Below are 23645 nucleotides of genomic sequence, written 5' to 3'. Positions count from 1 at the left end.
GATACTAGAGTCGTATGGGGGCTTTAAATTCTTCGTCCATTCGCTTTTGCCTTATTTCTTGAGGAAGTGGTGCGAGATAAGTTCTCGAGGCTCTGAGTTCAAGCGTGGCAAGTAAATCAGTGGATGAAGCAAATCGACTCAACAAGGGTACAGCTGATTTCTTTTTAAGTGTTCGTAAATAAGCTTGTCCGCGATCATTCATTCCCAGTGGCCGTATATAAGGCAGAGGAGAATTGTGAACATAGTCTAGCTCAGCTTTTGTTGTATGAGTCAGAATGTGAGTGGCTAGGCGCTGTAATCTAGTCCATGTGTACCGTTTTGTTTTAAGTAGATTCATCCACTCTTGGAAAGATGTGGCCTTGCTTATCGTATCAATAACACGATACTCTAAGCCCTCCACGCATTCATAGATGAAAGCTAATTCATCAGTAGAAGAAGTTAAGATTCTGTATTGCAAGAATGGGAAATACTGTTCCCAGTTATGAAGGTGGTGCGTAGTCTGTGAATAATTCATCAATTCAGCATAAGAGACAGAGGGCATCACTTGTTGCACAAGGCTCGTTTGGTCCTCACATGAAAATATCGCTTCTCTTATACTTGTTGCACTAGCTATCGTGTGCGAAGTGATGGTTCGATCATGATATCCTGCAGCTATTCGTTTTGTTGTAAATGGAATGATCGATGAGTTTTGGTCGCTAATGGCTTTTATGTAATGATAGCCCAGGATGTTATTAGGTTGTTCTAATGAAAGAGTTGTCTCTGCACCTAGCTGGTTAAAAGCAAGAGAGGAGGCACGCGGATAGCTATGACCCTTACTCATATTTTCTTTAACTAATTGGTCCCATTCACCTTTATGTTGCTGCATCACATGTAGTAACTCGTGAAATTCTTCAATAGATCCAGATTCACTGCCAAAGTGAAGACAGTCAACTCCAGCTGCAGTTAAAATAGAGATGGCTCCTTTTGCGAAGGTTTCCGCTTTTTGAGTAGCATAGGCATAAGGAAGCTCTAACACAAGGTCCACGCCGCATGCCAAAGCCATCTTTGTGCGAGACCACTTTGAGAGGAGTGCAGGTTCACCTCGTTGAAGGAAGGAGCTACTCATAACAACTATAACTACATCAGCGCCGGTCTCCTTTTTTGCTTGCTGAAGCTGATACAGATGTCCGTTGTGAAATGGATTGTATTCTACAACCATTCCAACTGCTTTTACTTTGCTTGCTGTGTTTTGCATGGACGGTCTCCTTTACTCGGGTTATCTGACATGCTAGAATGGATGTAGTTCTAATGAAGGAACTAATCTTAGTATACGCATTAAACTGTAAAGAAAAAAGGTTGACATTCATTAGTGTCAGATCTATAATTACTTTTGTGCCTTAGAGGTGGTTTATCATGAAATGGACGCTGCGTGAACTAAAAGCAGCTAAGCATAAGACCTTTCCTATTGATGAGTCGGTTCGCTTTGATCAGTTATTAAAAGAGAGTAATGACATTCGTGATATGACAAACATCCGGGTAACTGGAGAAGTGACGTATCCAGCAAATCTCATTACATTTTCTTTAAAGCTTGAGGGAGAGTTGACTCTGCCATGTGCAAGAACCCTTGCAGATGTGAAGTGGCCACTATCAATTAGCTTTGATGAACATTTTCTACCTGAGGGATCGGTTATGCCTGATATCTCAGATAGGGAAGAGGTTCATTTGGTTCTTGATGATGAGATTGATTTAACTCCTATACTGGAAGAGCGAATTCTTTTAGAAATTCCATTTCAGGTCTATGCTGAAGAAGGTGCAGAACCATTGGCTCCACCTTCAGGGAAAGATTGGGAGCTTGTGACTGAAGAGTCACAAAAGGATCGAATTGACCCGCGTATGGCTGATTTAGCCAAGTTTTTTGATAAGTCGTAACGAGTCGATGATTGATTGTTTGATTTTTTTAAGGAGGTGGGAATATTGGCAGTACCATTTAGAAGAACGTCTAAAACCGCTAAAAGAAAACGTCGTACGCACTTGAAACTAGCTGTCCCTGGCATGGTGAAATGTGCAGAGTGTGGCGAAATGAAACTTAGCCACCGCGTTTGTAAAGAATGTGGTTCTTACAAAGGTGAAAAAGTAACAAAATAATGTTTGAAAGAAACCTCTGAGGTATCATACCTTAGAGGTTTCTTTGTCGTTCTAATCCCTTGCGAAGTAGAGTGAATAGACTAGAGAAAAAAAGGATATAACTGAATACTAGTTCCTAGTCTATCTAACACTTGATTTGCATAGACATAAGAAAGCATATGATCTAAAAGGAGAGATGAACATGGTAGTCACTCGACAAGATGCTTGGTCAGAAGATGAGGATCTGTTACTTGCCGAAGTTGTGTTACGACATATTCGTGAATCAAGTACTCAGTTAGCTGCCTTTGAAGAAGTCGGCAAAAAATTATCAAGATCAAGTGCAGCGTGTGGGTTCCGTTGGAATTCAACGATTCGAAAAAAATATGAATCAGCTGTTGCATTGGCGAAAAAACAAAAAGGAAAGAAATCAGTTTCGCAAGTAGAGAAACAAAAAACAAGCTCAGACACAGAACCTGTTATTCAAGTTAAAGAGGATGTACAAGTCATTCAGGAGGCTGTGCCTTCCGAACCCTTGCAAGATTTGAATTTAAGAGACGTTATTACATTTTTACAAACGTACGAACAAACACAAGAAGCAAAAAGTTCAATTGAAGTGGATGCGTTAAGGCAGGAAAATGAACAATTAAGAGAAAAGCTGGAGCAGCTTGCGCGAGATAAGGACCTTATTACTCAAGATTACAAGGCGTTACTCACCATCATGGATCGTGCCAGAAAGTTTACAAGAGATCACCCCATCGAACGAACCATGTAAACATATAGAAAATGATTAAAGGCAAATGCCCGGATTGGGAGCATTTGCCTTTTTTAGTGTATATAGATCGTTTAGTCTTGATCTGTTGTTGCAGCTGTTTGCTGCTCCTGTTCAATTACGCCTTCAGGGAACCAAACATATGGACTTTCTCCGCGATCTCGAGCTGGATCGTACGTAAGAGAGGTAAAACCAGATTTGTCCCAGAACTCACTTGAAGCCTGTCTCGCATTTGTTTTGACAGGTAATCCAAAGCTCTTTGCAAATTCAACTAATGCTTGACCATATCCTTGATTACGATAAGGCTCAAGTACTTCTAGTTTCCATAACTCAAAGTAATCCTGAGGTGGATCAAAGTATTGGTCGAATCGGCTATCAATTCGATAAAGACTCATTCTGGCGACAAGCTTTTTACCGAAGTATATTCCGTAAAATGGAGATTCACTATCATTTTCTATTATGTTAGCATTCAAATCATCTTTCATTGAGAGCTCTGCAGCACCAAACTCTCTGAAATTCTTAAATTCATCTAATGTTTTATAGTTAACAAGTAGACGTTCAACAACTGGTTTGCTCATAATAAGTCCTCCTAAAAATATAAGAATGCGTTTTCATTATTTTAACATAAACAGTATGAAAACGCATTAAAAACGATTCCATACCCATCATTAAATCCACTAAAAAAGATCTATTTATTTTGAAGGATATGGTACAATTCAACTATTGGCAAGGATAGGACGGGATTAAATTGAAAATCTATGTAATTGGCGGAGGCGCTATTGGACTTTTAGTATCAGCCTATTTAAAAAAGAAAAACAACGAAGTCACGCTTTGTACTAGAACAAAAGCCCAGGCAGATCAATTAAATCAACAAGGGTTAACACTTATAAGAAATGATCAATCAGAATCGATACCTATACATAGCGTTACATTGAAGCAAGCAAAAGTGGAGGAGGCCGATGTGTGTCTCTTTGCAGTTAAATCGTATGATTTAGAGTTAATAATGAAGGAGATCACAAGTAAAAGAAAGAAAGATCAAAGCTATCTGTTTTTACAAAACGGAATGACTCATGTTGAGCTTGCATTCAAGCTTCCAGATCCAACGATTGCATTTGCTACGGTCAGTCATGGAGCGGTTCGCTTAGATCAAACAACCGTACAACACACAGGTGTTGGAGAGGTAAATTGGGCAATGTATCAGCAGCGAACAAACTATTTAACTGACTGGTTACATACGCTTCCATCAAGTGAATTCCCTGTTTATGAGCATGATGTGTGGGAGGAACTTCTTTGGTCGAAGCTATTAGTTAATGTTTGTCTTAATCCAATTACAGCTCTTACGGGTATGAAAAACGGAGAGTTGCTCGAATCTACTGAGCTTAAACAGTTCATGAAGTGTGTATTTGATGAAGCCTTTCTTCTTCATCCTCTTCAACCTGACAAAGAGAGACATTGGTCCCAAGTGCTGTCTGTTTGCAAACAGACAGCAGAAAACACTTCATCGATGTTAGTCGATATAAAACATGAGAGACAAACAGAGGTAGATGCCATTTTAGGATATTTACTTCGTATAGCTAAAGCAAATGGTCTTTCTCTTCCTACGATTTCTTTTTTGTATCAGGCGTTAATAAATCGAGAACAATCATACCAATTATAAGAGACTGTTTAGAGGTGAAGTATCTATGGTAACTAGTACATTTGCGGCTTTTATTGCCACTGTTGTCACGATTCCGGCATTAGGATGGTATTTAATTTATATTTCAACCGTGAAGCTGACCAGGCAAAAGCGTAAAGCAATTAAATGGGCAAGTGATTTTTCTGCCGTTCTGTTTATGGCGGCAGTCTATTTTATTATGGAACAGCTATGGGAACCAACGTCTGTTTGGCTTGTACTCGCTTTATTTTTTTCGGTGGCGATTACATTTACTATTATTTATTGGAATGTGATGGAGGACTTCTATGCTACAAAGCTCCTTAAGGGTATTTGGAGATTAAACTTCCTTATATTTGTGAGCATCTATATTCTGCTAAGCGGATACGGGCTCATCCGAAGTATCTTTTCATTTGTTTAAGTTCATTCTGTTTGGTATTGCCATCTACTTTTGCTATGATAAGAAGGTCTAAGCATAAGAGTGTAGAACGAGATCGTGAAGTGACTAACAAAGGAAGGGATTCGTCATATATGGAAACAAAAGAAATACATCTAAACCCTCCTGCCGGATTTTATCGTGATTATCTTAATCAACGAACAGAGCTAAGTGAGCTGTTTGATTATACATACAAATCAACGGATTGGCTAAAAAAACGTGCGGATGAATTGGTAAAACGAACGAATAGCGGGATAAACCGAGAAGATCTAGTAACGCATCTACTTAAAACGCACAGTGATCTTGAGTATCCAGATGCTGCTATAGAAAATATAAAAAAACTACAAAAGGAAGAAGCGGTTGTTATTGTTGGTGGGCAACAGGCAGGTCTTTTAACGGGACCATTGTTCACTTTATATAAAGCGCTAACGGTTGTACTTTCTGCAAAACAGCAAGAAAAAGAATTAAAGATCCCTGTTGTCCCAGTGTTCTGGATTGCTGGTGAGGATCATGATTTCGAGGAAATTCGTTTTGTATTTAAAGAAAAAGACGGAAAGTGGAGAAAGCATCCGATTGTAGATGAAGACGTTCAATGCTCAGCTTCAGAGAAAGCTTTGCCTAAAGAAGAGTTGTTTAAGTGGCTTGAAGGCGTTTTTGAGAGCCTACCTGAAACAGACTATACCTGTGAATTGATTGAATGGATTCAGCAGACTGCTACGACGTGTCATACGTATACAGACTTTTTTATGAAATTGATGAATCATTTCTTCAAAGAAGAAGGACTAGTATTTGTAGATGCTCATCACCCGGATTTGCGTCGACTTGAAACGGGCTTTTTCAAAGAATTAATTGAAAAGATGGATTCCCTTCAAAAGAATCAGCAAGTAGGACTTTCCGAGTTTGTTGAAAAAGGGTATCAAGCTCCTATTGTGACTGATGAGGAGAATGCACATCTTTTCTTGAGTGTTGATCAAAAAAGAGTGCGCCTCGATTATGAGGACGGACACTTTATTTGTAGAAATGATGATCAATCGTTTTCAAAAGAAGAACTGCTATCCATTTTAGAAGCAGAACCAGAGCGATTTAGTAATAACGTGGTGACTCGGCCACTTATGCAAGAATGGGTGCTACCAGTGCTTGCCTTTATACCTGGACCGGGTGAGCTTGCGTATTGGGGAACACTTAAACCCGTATTTAATCTATTTGATTGGAAAATGCCACCTTTAATTCCACGAATACAAATGACGATCGTTCCTAGGGCTGTTCAAAAGTGGGTGGAACGAGTGGATTATTCGTATGAAACACTACTTGGAGAAGAAAGTGAGCAGCTAAAACAGGAGTGGATTAAAGCACAGCATTCGTTTCCAATTGAAAAGGTTGTTGAAGAAGTAAAAGAAAATGTGCAGAACGTACATGCTCCATTACGTGAATTAGCACGTGATATGGATCCAACCTTACATGCGATGAGTGAGAAGAATGCAACGTTTCTTATGGATCAAATCCAGTTCTTAGAATCACGATTACATCGTCATATTGAAGAAACGCATAAGCATGCCATCGGACAGTTTGAAGAAGCGATCTTTTGGCTTAAGCCGCTTGGCTCACCACAAGAGCGAATTATACATCCCATCATTTTATTAAACATTGTGGGACAAAGTGGTTTAAAACAAATCCTTAATCAACCAATTGCCGTCAACGGAGAGCACAAGCTACTCTTTTTATAACGTTTTTTCTCACAATATCAATAAAAACTCAAAAAAAATTCTGCCTTAGGCAGGATTTTTTTTGTTTTGTGGAGAAACTTACGAAAAGATAGTGGTGAAAAGTGGGGGGTTGTGGTAAGTTATTGATAGTTAGTGGGGGGGCCGAAAAACATGTTCATGGGCGAATATCGACACAATGTAGATGAAAAAGGCCGTATGATCATTCCTGCGAAGTTTCGCGAGGAATTAGGTCAGTCATTTGTTGTTACCCGTGGACTTGATAAATGCTTGTTTGTTTACCCCTACGAAGAATGGACCAAGCTTGAAGAACAGCTTAAAACGCTTCCTTTCACCAAAAAAGATGCTCGTGCATTTACCCGCTTTTTCTTTTCTGGTGCCTCAGAATGTGAATTAGATAAGCAAGGCAGGGTAAATTTAGCCGCTCCGCTGCGTCAATATGCTCAAATTGAGAAAGAATGCGTAGTCATTGGCGTCTCAAATCGAGTAGAGGTATGGAGTCAATCGATGTGGGAACACTATGTGGGTGAATCCGAGGAGTCTTTAGCTGAGATCTCTGAGAATCTAACAGACTTTGATCTTTAAGCTAAGCTTAAGAAGAGAAGGTGAACCCTTGTTTAATCATTTTACCGTTTTAAAAGAAGAATCAATTAAAGGATTACATATTAAACCAGATGGTACGTATGTGGATTGTACGCTAGGTGGAGCAGGACATAGTGAACGAATTGTCCAGCAATTAACTGATGGCGGACATCTTTACGCATTCGACCAGGATGTAACAGCCATTAAAGCAGCAAATGAGAGACTAAGTAGCTACGAGGGCCGTTACTCGTTGATTCAAGCAAACTTTCGTCATATCCGTGATGAACTAAGTGAGCGGAATGTTACGAAAGTGGATGGCATTTTATTTGACCTCGGTGTGTCATCACCTCAGCTTGATCAAGCTGAAAGAGGATTTAGTTATCATCAAGATGCTCCACTTGATATGAGAATGAATCAAGAAGCTGATCTTTCTGCCTACCATGTAGTGAATGAGTGGCCCTTCGCCAAGCTTTTTTCGATCATTTCACGCTATGGAGAGGAAAAATTCGCCAAACAAATAGCCAGAAAGATTGAGGCATTTCGTGAGACTGAGCCGATTGAAACAACAGGTCAATTAGTTGAAATCATTAAAGATGCGATTCCTGCCCCTGCCAGAAGAACAGGCGGTCACCCTGCTAAACGAACGTTTCAAGCGATCCGTATTGCAGTTAATGATGAATTAGGTGCATTTGAAACGGCTTTGCAGGATTCATATGATCTACTAAATGAGGACGGAAGACTATGTGTGATTACGTTTCATTCATTAGAAGATCGCTTATGCAAGCAAATGTTTAAAGAATGGTCGAAAATGCCGGATCTACCAAAGGGTCTCCCAATTATCCCTGAAGGTTTTGAACCAAAAATGAAGATCATTACACGAAAGCCAATTGTAGCAAGTGAAGAAGAGCTTGATGAAAACAATCGATCTAGATCGGCAAAACTGCGTATCGCACAAAAGAATGTATAAGGGGGACACACCATGCTTGCACGACAAATTCAACCGAATTATCAACCAAATCAACAACCGAAACAATCACCACAAACGAAAAAGGTTATTCGCACTTCCAGAGCCAGAATTACACTGGGAGAAAAATTGATAGCGCTCATGATTGCCGGCCTTGTGCTCGCACTATCAGGGTTTGTTGTACATAATTACGTGTCTATCTATAGCTTAAATAAACAAAATCATGAAATTGAACAGGCGATCACTCAGCAAACACAAGTGAATGAAGGTTTGAATTTACAAGTAGTGGAAGCTCGTGACCCCGAACGTTTATTCAGTATCGCAAAAGAGAATGGTTTTGAATTAAATGCTGAAAACGTAGAGGTTGTAAACAAAAACTAGTTCATTTCATGAACTAGTTTTTTTATAGAACGAACAAACTCTACTAGACAAGATGGGAAGGAGCCTAAACATGGATATTAAACGAGCTGTTACAAATAAACGCGCTTTAATGCTGCTCGCTTGCTTTTTAGTTATATTTCTAGTTCTCTGTGGTCGAATTGCGTACATTCAAGCGGCAAAAGAAGTGAAAGGTCAGGACCTTACAGCCATAGCAGAGCAACGGTGGCAAAAAAGTCAGGTGATAGAAGGGAAACGAGGGACGATCTATGACCGAAGTGGTGACGCGGTTGCTGAACAATTGCAATCGTATAGTGTATATGCCGTTCTAGCTACAGATCAGCTTAGTCATGTAAGAGATCCTGAAGAAACAGCAAAAGAATTAGCACCTCTGATTGGTCTAGAAACAAATGATCTACAACGAATGCTAGAACAAGATGATAAGTTCCAAGTGGAATTAGGATCTGGAGCAAGAAATCTTTCGTATGAAAAAATGACGGAAATTAGAGACCTGCAATTAGATGGCATTCATTTTACGAAACAGCCAAGGAGATACTATCCTAAACAGGTGTATGCATCTCATGTGATTGGCTATACGGAAAGAGACATGGCAGAAGCGCGAATGGGGCTTGAACGAAGTCTAGATGAATACTTAAGCCCTGAGAATGGCTCAATCAAATATGATAGCGATCATAAAGGAAATCCTTTGCCTAATCCAAATGATACGATTACGCCTGCGAAGGATGGAAATGACATTCATTTAACGCTCGACTCAAACATTCAACTTGCTTTAGAACAAGTCATGACGAAAGTGGAAGAAGACTACTCACCAAAAAAAATGACGGCAATCGTCGCTGATCCTAAAACTGGCCAGATTCTTGCCATGAGTAACCGTCCAAGCTTTAATCCGAATGAATACGAGTCAGTAGAAAACTATACAAATTATGCTGTTTCCGACCGGTTTGAACCAGGCTCAACGATGAAAATGTTTACCGTTGCAGCGGGGATTGAAGAAGGAGTCTGGGATAGTGAAGAAAAATATAAATCTGGAAGCTATCAAGTAGATTCAGAGTCAAAAATTAGTGATCATAAACAAGGTGGGTGGGGCTCGATCACATTTCGAGAGGGATTTCTTCGCTCATCAAATGTTGCCATGATGATTTTGGCCTTAGACAAGCTTGGTCCAGACAAATTATATGATTACTGGCATAGGTTTGGATTCTTTGATAAAACAGGAATTGATCTTCCGAACGAGACCGATAGTTTAATTGCTCAAAATGGCCGGTCTGATGCTGCGACGACTTCATTTGGACAAGGTTCAGCTGTTACGCCTATTCAAATCGTTCAAGCAGCAACAGCAATTGCAAACGACGGAAAAATGATGAAGCCGTATGTAATTGATAAAATAACCGAACATGATTCAGGAACAGTCATTCAAGAAAACGAACCAACAGAGGTTGGTCAGCCAATTTCTGCTGAGACGGCAAAAGAAGTGCGTAAGCTTCTAGGAGAAGTAGTTAGCGAACCAGAGGGTACGGGTAATGCATATCAAATTGCAGGTTTTGATATTGCTGGGAAAACAGGAACCGCCCAAATTTTAAATGAAGATGGACCAGGTTACATGAAGGGCCACGGAAACAACCTCTTTTCATTTATGGGTATGGCACCTGAGGATGACCCGAAAGTGATGGTTTATGTAGCTGTTGAACGCCCTCAGCTTGATGAATTTGAGATTGGAAGCGAGCCTGTGGCGTTAATTTTTAATACGATCATGCAACGGAGCCTAGATTATCTGAACATTGCTCCAACCGTGGATGAAGTGAAAAAAGAAACAGAATCAGGCTATCAAATGGACGAATTTGAAGGATCATCGATTGAAGAGTCTAAAGCTATTTTAGAAGAGCAGAATATGCAGGTAACGGTTCTTGGTTCAGGTTCAAAGGTGCTTGCTCAACAGCCTCAGGAGGAAATTGGGTTACTTGAAGGGGAAAAAGTTATTCTCGTAGCAGATGAAGGACCGTATACTCTTCCTGATCTCTCAGGGTGGTCTGCAAGAGATGTACTTAAAGTTACTGCAGCACTTAATTTAAAGCTGAATCAAGAGGGTAATGGATTCTTGATTAATCAGTCCCCAGCACCAGGTGAACCCGTTGAATCTGGTGATCAGATCCAAGTGGAATTTTCAACTGAACAGGAAATACCTGACGAAGAAGACGCAACTGAAGAAGAACAGATCGATCTTGAACCAGAGATCGAAGAGGAAAGTAATGAATAGTTTTAACAGGTAAGTTCTTTTAGCTCCCTCCTTTTCATAAGCTGATACAAGCATGGGCTTGTCAGATGTTTAGAATCGGAGGGAGTATCTATGAGAGTATCTCAGACAACGGTGAGAAAAAGACTTATAGCGATATTAATTGTAGGACTAGCAGTCTTTCTAATCATTGCTGGTCGATTAGGATACGTTCAATTTGTAAAAGGGGAAGAGCTTACTCAACTAGCCATGGACTCATGGAGTCGCGTGATCCCTTTTGAACCGAAAAGAGGAGAAATTCGTGATCGAAATGACGAGGTGCTCGCAACGAACGTAAGTGCTCCTTCCGTTCTTGTGGTACCTAGGCAAATTGAAGACCCTGATCACAGCGCAGAGAGTCTTGCAGCCATTCTTGATATGGATAAGAGTCGGCTACTCGAACAGCTAACAAAATCTGAATCAAGAGTGTGGATTAGACCTGAGGGTCAAAAAATAAGTAAAGAAAAAGCGAGTGAAATACGTAACCTAAGATTACCTGGTGTATTTATTGCCGAAGATAGTAAAAGACATTATCCACATGGAAACTATCTTTCTCATGTATTGGGCTTTGCTGGAATTGACAATCAGGGTTTAACAGGGCTTGAGTTATATTACGATGAAGAGCTGAAGGGCAAGCAGGGTCACGTGTCCTTTTTCTCAACAGCTAAGAATAGTCGGATGCCAAACCTGGCAGATGAGTACGAAGCTCCTGTAAATGGGTTAGATATGCGTTTAACCATTGATAGCCGGGTACAAACGATTATGGAGCGAGAGCTTGATATTGCTGAGGCAACCTATAATCCTGACGGCGCTATGGCTATTGCAATGAATCCTAAAACGGGAGAGGTTCTCGGCATGAGCAGTCGTCCAGACTATAATCCAGAGAACTTCCAAGAGGTTTCACCTGAAATATACAATCAAAACAAACCGGTATGGATGCAATATGAGCCAGGGTCAACCTTTAAGATTATTACGCTCGCAGCGGCATTAGAAGAGGGAGAAGTTGATCTAGAGCATGATCAGTTTTATGATCCGGGCTATATTGAAGTGTCGGGACATCGACTGCGCTGCTGGAAAAAAGGCGGCCACGGTCAACAAACATTTTTAGAAGTAGTTCAAAATTCGTGTAACCCTGGTTTTGTTACACTTGGTGAACGACTAGGTAAAGACAGATTGTTTAATTACATTGAAGACTTTGGGTTTGGATCAAAGACAGGGATTGACTTGCAGGGAGAAGGAACAGGGATCTTATTTAATCGGGATCGGGTAGGGCCGCTCGAACAAGCAACTACTGCATTTGGTCAGGGTGTAGCCGTTACACCTCTACAACAAGTAACTGCTGTATCTGCGGCGGTAAATGGAGGATATCTGTATAAACCGTTTATTGGCAAGGAATGGGTAGATCCTCTTACTGGAGAAGTTGTGAAGCATCAATCCCCTTATATGAAACGACAAGTGATTTCAGAAGAAACGTCCAAAGAAGTCCGACATGCCCTGGAAACCGTTGTAGCTTTGGGAACCGGAAAGGGAGCTTTTGTAGATGGGTACCGTGTTGGTGGAAAAACGGGTACAGCTCAAAAAGCGAAAGATGGAAAGTACCTTGAGAATAATCATATCGTCTCATTTATTGGATTTGCACCAGCAGATGATCCAGAAATCGTGGTATACGTGGCAGTGGATAATCCAAAAGATACCCTTCAATTTGGAGGCATCGTTGCTGCTCCAATCGTAGGAAATATTATTGGAGATAGTTTGGCTGCTATGGGTGTTGAGAAAAGAACAGAACAATTTGAGAAAAAAGTATCATGGAATGACGAACCGATTATGGAAGTTCCTGATTTAGTCGGACGGACAAAACGGGAAATTCATGAAGGATACATGGATTTGAGGCTGGATGCATCAGGAGAAGGAGAAGTTGTAGTCACGCAAGCTCCCCTACCTGGGAGTAAAGTAGCAGCAGGATCAACGGTTCGGATATATATGGGTGACAAATCAGACGCAAACGACTAAAATATAGTTTGTATGTTTTCAGATAAGGGTAAACAACAATGTTTGACTGAAAAGAAAACAGCTTATTGCAGTGAATGAGAGGGACTTAATATGATGACATTAGACGAACTGCTTAGACCGCTGCGTACGACAAGCGAACTAACGCCTGAGCAGAAACAAATTCAAATAAAGCAAGTAGAAATGGATTCAAGAAATGTAAGTCCGGGATCACTTTTTATTTGTATTAAAGGGTACACAGTTGATGGACATGATTTTGCCCAAAAAGCAATCGACCAAGGAGCCGCCGCAATCATTGCTGAGCGGTCTCTTGACGTCTCGGTACCATTAATCCTAGTAGATGATGCAAAGCGGGCGATGGCGCGAATTGCCAGCCATTTTTACGATGAGCCAACAAAGAAGCTACGTCTTGTAGGTGTAACGGGAACGAATGGTAAAACATCAACGACTCATATTCTTGATCAAATGTTTCGGGATGCCAAGCAGCAAACAGGCTTAATTGGAACGATGTATACGAAGATTGGTGACGCGACATTTGATACGGCGAATACAACACCAGAATCACTTGTTTTGCAGAAAACATTTCAAAACATGGTCCAAGAACATGTTGATACAGCTGTCATGGAAGTGTCTTCTCACGCACTTCATCATGGGAGAGTCAGAGGGTGTGATTTTGATATTGCTGTATTCACAAATTTAACGCCTGATCATCTTGATTACCATGAGACAATGGAGAAATACTTTTTTGCTAAAAGCTTGCTTTTCTCTCAGCTAGGTAACACATATGAAGGTAAAATAGCTGTCATCAATATAGATGACCTCTCAGGTGCTCGGTTGGCTCAATTAACAACTGCAGATATCATTACATATGGAATTCGCAAAGCGTGTGATGTCAGAGCAAAAGAAATTAAGTCGACACCAGAAGGCACAAGCTTTACATTAGAAGCATTTGGGGAAGAAACAGAAGTCAGCTTTAAACTTATTGGATTGTTTAGTGTATATAATGCACTGGCGGCTGTGGCGGCGGGACTTGCTTCAGGCTTAAAGCTAGATCAAATTAAACAAAGTCTTGAACGTGTAAAAGGAATTGCGGGGCGCTTTGAGCCAGTTCAATGTGGTCAGTCATTTTCAGTCATTGTTGATTATGCTCACACGGCTGACAGTTTAAAAAACGTTTTAGATACAGTTACTGATTTAACAAATGGACAGGTAACGGTTGTTGTAGGTTGTGGTGGTGACCGAGATGCTAGCAAACGTCCAGTCATGGCTGAAATCGCTGTGAAACAAGCAGACCGCGCAATTTTCACTTCCGATAATCCGCGTTCAGAGGATCCTGAGCTCATCTTAAAAGATATGACAGAAGGGTTAGTATCTGATAACTTTGAGACAATACTTGACCGCAAGCAAGCAATTGTACGTGCCATTGAGCAAGCAGAGGCGGGAGATGTGATCCTTATCGCCGGTAAAGGTCACGAGACGTATCAAGATATTGCAGGAGTAAAGCACCATTTTGATGATCGAGAAGTAGCTGAGGAAGCGATTAGAGGATTGTCCCTATGAGTATTGCACATCATTTAATTAAATCGGTATCCACTCATTTGCGATTAACTGAAGATGTCAATGCTTTGTTTAGCAGTGTATCCATTGATACCCGTTCTTTGCAGGAGGGTGCATTATATGTTCCAATCAGTGGAGAACGATTTGATGGTCATCAATTTATAGAGAAAGCAATCGAAGAAGGAGCGCAGGCATCTATATGGCAGAAGGATATGCCAGTGCCTGCGAGCCTTCCAGCTGAGTTTCAACTATATTTTGTGGAAGATACACTACTAGCCTTACAGAAGCTTGCAAAGCTGTACCGTAAAGAGGTGAACCCAAAGGTAATAGGCGTGACTGGAAGCAATGGAAAAACAACTGTAAAAGATATGCTCGCTTCGATTCTAAGCTATGCAGGTACCACATATAAAACACAGGGGAATTATAATAATCATATTGGCTTACCTTTAACGATTCTTGGGATGCCGGCAGATTGTCAATTTTTAATTTTAGAGATGGGTATGAGTGGATTCGGTGAAATTCACTTGTTAAGTACATTATCTGAGCCTGATGCTGCAATTATTACAAATATCGGTGAATCTCATATGGAACAGCTTGGATCACGAGAAGGGATTGCCAAAGCGAAAGCGGAGATTCGAGACGGTTTAGTAGCTGGAGGCATGCTCTACATAGATGGTGATGAACCATTACTACAAATGCTAAAAGGAAAAGATGTGTGTACGGTCGGGTTTGATCGGCATAATCACAACCAGGTTACAAACGTGTTAGTGGACTCAACTGGTTTTCAGTTCAAATTACAATCGGTTGGAGATTTAACACTACCTATGCTCGGTAAGCACAATGTAAAAAATGCAGCTTTAGCTGCTAGCTTAGCTAAAGGGTTGGGTGTTTCATTTTCTCACATTCAAGCGGGGCTTAAGCAGGTAAAGGTAAGTGGAATGAGGCTTGAGCGACTGGTTGGGGACCATGGTGAATTAATCATTAATGATGCCTATAATGCAAGTCCTACTTCAATGAAAGCGTCTGTTGACGCATTAAAAGATTTAGATGGATTTACACATTATATTGCGGTACTTGGTGATATGTATGAACTAGGGGCAAATGAAAAAGCCTTTCACGAACAAATCGCTGATGACATTGAGACACCTATCACTCACCTCATCACAGTAGGTGACAAAGGAAAATGGTTGTATGAAGCAACAAAAAGACAACAAAAGTCAAACGGAATTACATTAAACCATGCTCCGACTTTAGAAGAGGCTGCAAATCTAATCAAACCATTATTAAATGATCAAACAGTCATCCTATTAAAAGCCTCAAGAGGGTTAAAGCTTGAAACAATACTCAACTATTTAAAAGAAAGCGGGAAGGGGGAGATGAACAAATGAATGAACAACTTCTGCTTCTAACGCTGATTATTTCATTTGGAGTAGCGGTGATCTTTTCGCCGATATTCATCCCATTTTTAAAACGATTAAAGTTTGGTCAAAGTATCCGTGAGGAAGGGCCAGAATCTCACCAAAAGAAAAGTGGTACACCTACGATGGGAGGAATCGTTGTTGTTTTAGCGATTCTAGCTACTGTTCTAGGAGTGACGATCAGTACAAATCAATTAACACCAGAAATTATCTTATTACTCATTGTTACTGTAGGATACGGACTAGTAGGGTTTGTCGATGATTATATCAAGGTTGTGAAAAAGCATAACCTAGGTTTAACGTCCAAACAAAAACTTGTTGGACAGCTGATTATCGCTGTTGTCTTTTACTTAGGTCTTATTCAAATTGGCTTCTCAACGGAGATCGCGATACCTGCTACAAATGTTTCGTTTGATATTGGGTTTTTCTACTTGCCCTTAATCATTGTCATGCTAGTAGGAGCGTCAAATGCTGTTAACTTAACGGACGGATTAGACGGATTACTAGCGGGAACTGGTGCCATTGCATTTGGTGCCTTTGCGATCTTAGCTTGGAGTGCTGGCTTTTTAGATGTCTCTCTATTCAGCGCAGCAGTTGTTGGGGCTGTACTTGGATTCTTAGTTTTTAACGCGCATCCTGCTAAAGTCTTTATGGGAGATACAGGCTCTTTAGCTCTAGGGGGAGCCATTACAGGAATTGCCATACTTAGTAAGATGGAATTAATGCTCATTTTAGTTGGAGGCGTTTTTGTAATTGAAACGTTATCCGTTATCATCCAAGTGATTTCCTTTAAAACAAGAGGGAAACGTGTGTTTAAAATGAGTCCGTTACACCATCATTATGAACTTTCAGGTTGGTCAGAATGGCGTGTCGTTGTAACGTTTTGGCTAGTAGGCATGGTATTTGCCATTGCAGCTATCTATACAGGAGTGTGGTTATAGATGGTTCATACAGATCAATATCAAGGAAAATTAGTTTTAGTTGTCGGTCTTGCTAAAAGTGGGTACGCAGCAGCAAGACTATTGCATAAGCTTGGTGCCACTGTGATTGTAAACGATGGAAAGTCAATTGATGATAATCCACAAGCACAAGAGCTAATGGAGCAAGGGGTCGAGGTCATTTGCGGTTCACATCCACTGTCATTACTCGATCGTCCATTGGAATTTATCATTAAAAATCCGGGGATTCCTTATTCGAATGAGCTGCTTGTTGAAGCAGAAAAAAAGAATATACCCATTTTAACTGAAATCGAACTGGCATATCAGATTAGTGAGGCAGATATCATTGCCATCACTGGATCGAATGGAAAAACAACCACGACTACACTTATTACGGAGATGCTTAAAAACAGCGGTCGGACCCCTCAGATTGCGGGGAATATTGGAATTGTTGCTTGTGAGGTAGCAGAACAAGCAACAATGGATGATATCATTGTGATGGAATTATCTAGCTTTCAACTAATGGGAACAGATGAATTTCGTCCAACCATATCCGTTCTACTAAATCTGTTTGACGCTCATCTAGATTATCACGGTTCAAAACAAAATTACGTCGCTGCTAAAGCCCGAATTCAGGCAAAGCAAGAAGAATCCGATTATCTGGTCTACAACGCATCAGATGAACTTGTGAAAGACATTGCAGAAAAAAGTCATGCGACAAAGATAGGATTCTCTACAACAGAAGTATTACCTGATGGTCTTGATGTAGTTGACGGGTTTGTTCGGTACCGTTCAAAGCCGATTATTGCAACCTCAGATATTATGCTCCCAGGGTCACACAACATTGAAAACATATTAGGTGCGATTGGGGCGTCAATCCTAGCTGGTGCGACATTAACTCAAATCCAATTTGTCTTAAAAACATTTGGTGGCGTTGAACATCGACTTCAATTCGTCAAAGAGTTAAATGGACGGTTGGTTTATAACGATTCTAAAGCAACGAACATTCTTGCAACATCAAAAGCATTAGAGGCGTTTGACAAGCCGGTCATCTTACTTGCTGGTGGGCTAGATCGAGGGAATTCCTTTGATTCGCTTATTCCTTCCTTACAAGGTGTAAAAGCGGTGATCACATATGGTGAAACAAAAGACCGTATTGCTGAGACGGTACGAAAAACAGATATCCCAACACTTGAATTGGTCAGCACACTTACAGAAGCAGTTAAAGTGGCTTATCGTGAATCAACTGAGGGTGATGTTCTTCTTCTTTCTCCAGCATGTGCGAGCTGGGATCAGTATAAAACGTTTGAAGAACGGGGTCATGCATTTATTCAAGCCATTAGTGAATTACCAAAATAATCAATGCCTCTTGGGAACGTCTTCCAAGAGGTATTTTTGCACACATTATGGACATGTTTCTACTCGTACAAGCATAAGTTGAATAAAGAATAGACTTAAGTTTGTAATCGAGGTGTCCTATGAAACAATCTAGATCTGCTCCAGATTATATCCTGTTACTTACGACACTTACGTTGCTGTCCATCGGTGTCATAATGGTATACAGTGCAAGTGCGGCTTGGGCAGAATATCGATTTGAAGACTCCTTCTTCTTTTTGAAGAGACAGCTCTTTTTCGCCGTAGTTGGAGTTACACTTATGATCTTCATTATGAGAGTAGAGTACTGGACGTGGAGAACGTACGCAAAGCTTATTTTACTAGTATGTTTCTTTCTGTTAGTTCTTGTACTCGTCCCTGGTGTAGGGCTCGTACGTGGAGGAGCAAGAAGCTGGCTCGGTGTTGGTGCGTTTTCCATTCAGCCCTCTGAATTTATGAAAATGGGGATGGCCATCTTTTTAGCTAGATACTTGTCTGAAAATCAAAAGAAAATTGTCTCCTTCAAAAGAGGTCTTGTGCCAAATCTCGCATTGGTGATGAGCGCTTTTGCGCTTATTATGCTTCAACCGGATTTGGGAACGGGGGCAGTTATGGTTGGCACATGTGTGGTGATGATTTTTGTATCAGGGGCCCGAATTAGCCACTTCGTCTGGTTAGGCGTTGCAGGATTAGCTGGATTTGTTGGCCTAATTGCATCTGCTCCCTACCGTATCCAACGTATTACTTCATTTTTAGATCCATGGAGTGATCCGCTTGGAAGTGGATTTCAAATCATTCAGTCTCTTTATGCCATTGGACCAGGTGGGTTAATGGGTCTTGGTTTTGGTGACAGTCGCCAAAAGTACTTTTACTTACCCGAACCACAGACCGATTTTATATTTGCAATCTTAAGCGAAGAGCTTGGATTCATTGGTGGCTGCGTCATTCTGTTTCTTTTCGGAATCTTGCTCTGGCGTGGAGTACGAGCAGCACTTGCAGCTCCTGACTTGTACGGAAGTTTGCTTGCGGCAGGCATTGTAACGATGATCGCCATTCAAGTGATGATTAACATCGGGGTTGTATCAGGACTTATGCCCGTTACAGGAATTACCCTTCCTCTCTTAAGTTACGGGGGATCTTCTCTCACATTAATGCTCGTTTCAATTGGGATTCTTTTAAATATTAGTAGACATGCAAAATGGTAAAAAGAGAGAGCGGCTAGAGAGGCCGCTCTTCTTTATTGTGATAAAAAGACGAAATTCAGCATAAAAGCCCAATTTATCACAAGATCTCACACAGGTTTCGAGTGTATTGATGCCTATCTTCATGCTAGAATAGAAGGACGTAATAATAGAAATTCTGCTTAATCTCTAAAGTGTATTATGTACATAACCGATATAAGAAGAATTGTATGCACTCTTCTGCTCTTTTAATGATATAACAAATGGCATGATAATGAATGTGTTGAGAAGGGAGTTAACATGAGCGATAAGAAAGTGATTTCAGTTAATGACCGCATCCCTTCGTTAAAGGAGCAACGGAAACAGCGGGCGAACCGAAGACTCCTGTTATTTTTAGGTGTTTTTTTTATTCTCTTAGTATTAATGATTTATTTTCAATCACCACTAAGTCAGGTTAAAGCGATAGAAGTAAACGGGAACGTAGTGGCAGATCAAGACGAGATCATTGAAGCGAGTGGCCTTTCTTCTGGGGATAGTATCTGGAATTTACATAAAACAGAGAGTGTCGAGAGAATTGAAGACCTTAAAGAAGTAGCGACAGCTGAGCTTTCAAGAAAGCTTCCGAATACCGTAGAAATCACGATCACTGAGTACCCGAGAGTAGGATATGTGAAACAAGAGGATGGATATCGTCCGATGCTTGAAAGTGGCTCATTACTTAACGCTCTTCCTGAGCAAGAGATTCCATCAGACGCTCCAGTCATTGTTTCAGAGGATGGGAACGTAAAGCTTGAAAAACTAGCAGAAGAGCTCGGAAAAACATCTGATCAGATTAAAGAGCGGATCTCTGAAATCCTGTTTGTCCCAACAGAGGATGATCCTTTAGCTCTTCGGTTGTATATGAATGATGGATTAACGGTTCAAACATCTGTTAATAATTTCTCTGAATGGATGTCTCCGTATCCTTCTGTTGCAAAGGAAGTAGATCGGTCAAAGCATGGCATTCTTCATATGAAAATGAGTCCGTACTTCGAGGACTTAAATTATGAAGAAGAAGAGGTGGAGGAATAGAGGATTGCTAACCACGACTAAGGTAGGGAGATTCAAGGTTTTTAATAAAAGACCGTAGGGAGAACATCCTCACTGCACTTTATGTCCTCTAGGCAATCTGAAGCATTTTTCTTTTATGAAATGGATGTCTATCAAACGAAAAGTGGAAGGGTAAAGCCTCCGTTGCCTTCATACCGGTCTTGAGATGATGTCAATTTCTATACAAACCAATGTAACTAAAAAATAATGCAAGATTTCCGCGAATTGACGGTAGGTTACGCTTTTCTACTAACCAAACTTGGTGTAGACTTGTACTAGACGGACTGACGCTTATGATGATCAGTCCATAATGATCAAAATGATCGGTTCCATATTAAACTAGAAATTGAAATGAAGAAGCAAATGGGATTAGAGGTTTGGATATCAATTAATTAAAATGAATAAACAGGAACTCACCTATTATGTGTTGAATGTATACATATTCATCTTAGTAAAGGGAAGACATTACACTGTTTAAACGCTTTTAAATTGATAAACTGGCAATAACCTTCTCATTCTATATGAAACTAGCTTGTGATTAAATGATAAGGAGGTGCCGCAAATGAACACCACAGAAACATATGTCAGTTTAGACATCGGTACATCGAGTGTACGAGTGATCATTGGAGAAGTAACAAACAAAGCGATTAACGTTCTTGGTGTTGGAACAGCGGAATCGGAAGGGATCAAAAAAGGGGCAATCGTTGATATAGACGAAACGGTTCAATCGATCCAACGAGCCGTTGATCAAGCCGAGAGAATGGTAGGATTGCAAATTAAGCAAGTCGTGGTTGGAATAAATGGAAACCATGTACAACTTCAACCTTGTCACGGGGTTGTTGCGGTCTCCAGTCCGGATCGTGAAATCGGTACAGAAGATATTGGAAGAGTCATTGATGCAGCGCAGGTTGTTTCAATACCTCCAGAACGAGAAATTATTGATGTCATTCCAAAACAATTTATTGTTGATGGATTAGATGAAATTACAGATCCAAGAGGGATGATTGGAGTTCGTCTTGAAATGGAAGGCACAATCATCACAGGGTCAAAAACGGTATTACATAATTTATTGCGCTGTGTAGAACGCGCAGGACTAGATATTGCAGACATATGCCTTCAGTCACTCGCTTCAGGGTCGATTGCCGTTTCAAAAGACGAGAAAAGCCTAGGCGTATGCATTATTGATATCGGAGGAGGATCATCTACCGTTTCTGTATTTGAACAAGGCGCACTTCAGGCTGTTTCAGTTCTTCCAATCGGTGGAGACCATATTACTAACGATATAGCAGTAGGATTAAGAGTTTCAACGGAAGATGCAGAGAAAATTAAGAAAAAACATGGTATGGCATTTGTTGATGAGGCTAATGTTGAAGAGCAGTTTACGTTCACAACGATTGGTTCTAACGAAAAGCAAACAATGTCTCAAGAAGAATTAGCTCATATTATCGAACCTCGTATGGAAGAAATTTTTGAGCTACTCTTTAAAGAGCTTGTTCGTTTAGGATTCCGTGATTTCCCTGGTGGCTTTGTCTTAACTGGTGGTACTGTGATGCTACCAGGTGTGTTAGAATTAGCAAAAGACCTGCTTAGAGGGAATGTTCGAATTGCCATTCCGGATTATATTGGAGTGAGAGAGCCACGCTTTACAACAAGTGTGGGACTTATCCAATTTGCAAGCAGAAATGTAAAGCTACAGGGTCGAGAAATAGCAGCTTCTGTTACAGATCTTGAGGACAACTCAAGACAAAGTCGGAGTCAACAACAACAACCTCATGAACCAATTGAACAAGAATATGAAGAAAAAAGTCAAAACAAAAAATCGAAAATGAAAGACTTATTCAAGTCATTTTTTGAGTAACTAATACAAGCAGGCAGACAGGCGATTAGGGGGATTTTAACATGTTGGAATTCGAAACGGATATGGAACAACTGGCACAGATTAAAGTTATCGGAGTTGGCGGTGGCGGAAGCAACGCTGTAAACCGTATGATTGAAAACGGACTTCAAGGTGTAGAATTTATTGCAGTGAATACGGATGCACAAGCGCTACATCTTTCAAAAGCAGAATCAAAATATCAGCTTGGTGGCAAGCTTACTCGTGGACTTGGAGCAGGAGCGAACCCTGAGATTGGTAAGAAAGCTGCTGAAGAAAGCCGCGAGCAAATTGAAGAAGTTCTTCAAGGCGCAGACATGGTCTTTATCACTGCTGGAATGGGTGGTGGAACAGGGACAGGTGCTGCACCAGTTATTGCTGAAGTAGCAAAAGAAATTGGCGCACTAACAGTTGGTGTCGTGACTCGACCATTCACATTTGAAGGACGTAAACGTTCCAATCAAGCTGCAAATGGGATTGCCGCTTTAAAAGAAAAAGTAGATACACTTATCGTAATTCCGAATGATCGTTTACTTGAAATGGTAGATAAGAATACACCTATGCTTGAAGCGTTCCGTGAAGCGGACAACGTTTTACGCCAAGGTGTACAAGGTATCTCTGACCTTATCGCAACACCAGGTTTAATTAACCTTGACTTTGCTGATGTGAAAACGATTATGAGCGATAAAGGCTCTGCATTAATGGGGATCGGAATTGCAACAGGTGAAAACCGTGCAACCGAAGCCGCGAAAAAGGCGATTTCCTCTCCATTACTTGAAACATCCGTTGATGGAGCACAAGGTGTTCTTATGAACATTACTGGTGGTAACAATCTAAGTCTTTATGAAGTACATGAAGCAGCCGAAATTGTATCTGCCGCTTCAGATGCTGAAGTAAACATGATCTTTGGTTCCGTTATTAATGAGAATTTAAAAGATGAGATTGTGATTACAATCATTGCAACAGGTTTTGATGATAACGAAAATGCTAAACAGCAGCAGTCGTCAGCTCGTCCATCAAAACCAACTCTTCAAAAAGAGGAACCTGCTAAGCAGCAAAATCAAAATGAACAAAGATATCAACAGCGTTCTCAGCCTCAACAGGAAGCTCCAACAACGGATCACTCAGATACATTGGATATTCCAACTTTCCTGCGTAACCGTCGTAACCGTAACAACTAATATAATTCTTTGAGAATAAGGGAACCGGATGAATCGTTTCATAGATTCATTCGGTTTTTTTATTATTTAAAAGAAAGATCATACTTTTTTTAATCGTAATGATTTCCCCACTTATTTTCTGCGTGACAGAATC

Annotated in this window: 21 protein-coding genes; 19 read left to right on the top strand and 2 right to left on the bottom strand. The window is 40.6% G+C overall.

All coding sequences use genetic code 11. The features are described from left to right. Positions 1–4: 4 nt before the first annotated feature. The gene (locus tag JNO66_RS06340; protein ID WP_203087341.1) at positions 5–1234 is read right to left on the bottom strand and encodes a nucleotidyltransferase; all 1230 of its coding nucleotides are present in this window, start codon (positions 1232–1234) and stop codon (positions 5–7) included. A gap of 158 nt (positions 1235–1392) precedes the next feature. Here JNO66_RS06340 and JNO66_RS06335 point away from each other — a divergent pair, with 158 nt between their 5' ends. The 3 genes from JNO66_RS06335 to JNO66_RS06325 all read left to right on the top strand — a co-directional run bounded on the left by JNO66_RS06335 (position 1393) and on the right by JNO66_RS06325 (position 2875). Beyond that, positions 1393–1908, top strand: a complete 516-nt coding sequence (locus JNO66_RS06335; protein WP_203087340.1) for a YceD family protein — start codon at positions 1393–1395, stop codon at positions 1906–1908. Between the two features lie 45 nt (positions 1909–1953). Then, entirely contained in the window at positions 1954–2124 is a 171-nt protein-coding gene (rpmF, locus tag JNO66_RS06330; RefSeq protein WP_203087339.1) for a 50S ribosomal protein L32, read from the top strand. Positions 2125–2305: 181 nt separating this feature from the next. Continuing rightward, positions 2306–2875, top strand: a complete 570-nt coding sequence (locus JNO66_RS06325; RefSeq protein ID WP_203087338.1) for an RsfA family transcriptional regulator — start codon at positions 2306–2308, stop codon at positions 2873–2875. Positions 2876–2946: 71 nt separating this feature from the next. Here the strand turns inward: JNO66_RS06325 and JNO66_RS06320 are convergent, their stop codons facing one another. Further along, the gene (locus JNO66_RS06320) at positions 2947–3450 is read right to left on the bottom strand and encodes an N-acetyltransferase (protein WP_203087337.1); all 504 of its coding nucleotides are present in this window, start codon (positions 3448–3450) and stop codon (positions 2947–2949) included. Between the two features lie 170 nt (positions 3451–3620). Here JNO66_RS06320 and JNO66_RS06315 point away from each other — a divergent pair, with 170 nt between their 5' ends. From JNO66_RS06315 to ftsZ, 16 genes are all read left to right on the top strand, one after another. Continuing rightward, positions 3621–4529: a 2-dehydropantoate 2-reductase gene (locus JNO66_RS06315; protein WP_203087336.1), complete on the top strand. Its 909-nt coding sequence runs from the start codon at positions 3621–3623 to the stop codon at positions 4527–4529. A gap of 25 nt (positions 4530–4554) precedes the next feature. Further along, a complete protein-coding gene (locus tag JNO66_RS06310) occupies positions 4555–4944 on the top strand; it encodes a DUF3397 domain-containing protein (protein ID WP_203087335.1) in 390 nt (129 codons plus the stop codon). 110 nt (positions 4945–5054) lie between these two features. Further along, positions 5055–6683: a bacillithiol biosynthesis cysteine-adding enzyme BshC gene (gene bshC, locus JNO66_RS06305; protein WP_203087334.1), complete on the top strand. Its 1629-nt coding sequence runs from the start codon at positions 5055–5057 to the stop codon at positions 6681–6683. A gap of 150 nt (positions 6684–6833) precedes the next feature. Continuing rightward, the gene (mraZ, locus tag JNO66_RS06300) at positions 6834–7265 is read left to right on the top strand and encodes a division/cell wall cluster transcriptional repressor MraZ (protein WP_203087333.1); all 432 of its coding nucleotides are present in this window, start codon (positions 6834–6836) and stop codon (positions 7263–7265) included. Between the two features lie 28 nt (positions 7266–7293). Further along, entirely contained in the window at positions 7294–8229 is a 936-nt protein-coding gene (gene rsmH, locus JNO66_RS06295; RefSeq protein ID WP_203087332.1) for a 16S rRNA (cytosine(1402)-N(4))-methyltransferase RsmH, read from the top strand. A gap of 12 nt (positions 8230–8241) precedes the next feature. Continuing rightward, complete coding sequence (gene ftsL / locus JNO66_RS06290; RefSeq protein WP_203087331.1) at positions 8242–8607, top strand: cell division protein FtsL; 366 nt, start codon at positions 8242–8244, stop codon at positions 8605–8607. 70 nt (positions 8608–8677) lie between these two features. Continuing rightward, a complete protein-coding gene (locus JNO66_RS06285) occupies positions 8678–10879 on the top strand; it encodes a penicillin-binding protein (protein WP_203087330.1) in 2202 nt (733 codons plus the stop codon). 90 nt (positions 10880–10969) lie between these two features. Beyond that, positions 10970–12904: a stage V sporulation protein D gene (locus JNO66_RS06280; protein ID WP_203087329.1), complete on the top strand. Its 1935-nt coding sequence runs from the start codon at positions 10970–10972 to the stop codon at positions 12902–12904. Between the two features lie 93 nt (positions 12905–12997). After that, positions 12998–14461 carry a UDP-N-acetylmuramoyl-L-alanyl-D-glutamate--2,6-diaminopimelate ligase gene (locus JNO66_RS06275; RefSeq protein ID WP_203087532.1) on the top strand — a complete coding sequence of 488 codons (1464 nt, stop codon included), beginning with the start codon at positions 12998–13000 and terminating at the stop codon, positions 14459–14461. Further along, positions 14458–15846: a UDP-N-acetylmuramoyl-tripeptide--D-alanyl-D-alanine ligase gene (locus JNO66_RS06270; RefSeq protein ID WP_203087328.1), complete on the top strand. Its 1389-nt coding sequence runs from the start codon at positions 14458–14460 to the stop codon at positions 15844–15846. Before JNO66_RS06275 ends, JNO66_RS06270 begins: the two co-directional genes overlap by 4 nt. Continuing rightward, positions 15843–16817 (top strand): phospho-N-acetylmuramoyl-pentapeptide-transferase, encoded by a 975-nt coding sequence (gene mraY, locus JNO66_RS06265; protein ID WP_203087327.1) that lies wholly within the window; start codon positions 15843–15845, stop codon positions 16815–16817. Before JNO66_RS06270 ends, mraY begins: the two co-directional genes overlap by 4 nt. Continuing rightward, the gene (murD, locus tag JNO66_RS06260; RefSeq protein WP_203087326.1) at positions 16818–18173 is read left to right on the top strand and encodes a UDP-N-acetylmuramoyl-L-alanine--D-glutamate ligase; all 1356 of its coding nucleotides are present in this window, start codon (positions 16818–16820) and stop codon (positions 18171–18173) included. Positions 18174–18292: 119 nt separating this feature from the next. After that, positions 18293–19393 carry a stage V sporulation protein E gene (gene spoVE / locus JNO66_RS06255; RefSeq protein ID WP_203087325.1) on the top strand — a complete coding sequence of 367 codons (1101 nt, stop codon included), beginning with the start codon at positions 18293–18295 and terminating at the stop codon, positions 19391–19393. Between the two features lie 276 nt (positions 19394–19669). Further along, complete coding sequence (locus tag JNO66_RS06250) at positions 19670–20440, top strand: cell division protein FtsQ/DivIB (protein ID WP_203087324.1); 771 nt, start codon at positions 19670–19672, stop codon at positions 20438–20440. Positions 20441–21020: 580 nt separating this feature from the next. Continuing rightward, complete coding sequence (gene ftsA / locus JNO66_RS06245) at positions 21021–22316, top strand: cell division protein FtsA (protein WP_203087323.1); 1296 nt, start codon at positions 21021–21023, stop codon at positions 22314–22316. Between the two features lie 41 nt (positions 22317–22357). Beyond that, the gene (gene ftsZ, locus JNO66_RS06240) at positions 22358–23512 is read left to right on the top strand and encodes a cell division protein FtsZ (protein ID WP_203087322.1); all 1155 of its coding nucleotides are present in this window, start codon (positions 22358–22360) and stop codon (positions 23510–23512) included. Positions 23513–23645 lie beyond the last annotated feature (133 nt).

It is taken from the genome of Alkalicoccobacillus gibsonii, from assembly GCF_016798245.1.
Lineage (GTDB): Bacteria > Bacillota > Bacilli > Bacillales > Bacillaceae_D > Alkalicoccobacillus > Alkalicoccobacillus gibsonii.
The sequence above is the reverse complement of the archived record's forward strand: the minus strand, read 5'-3'. Positions and strand labels throughout refer to the sequence as shown.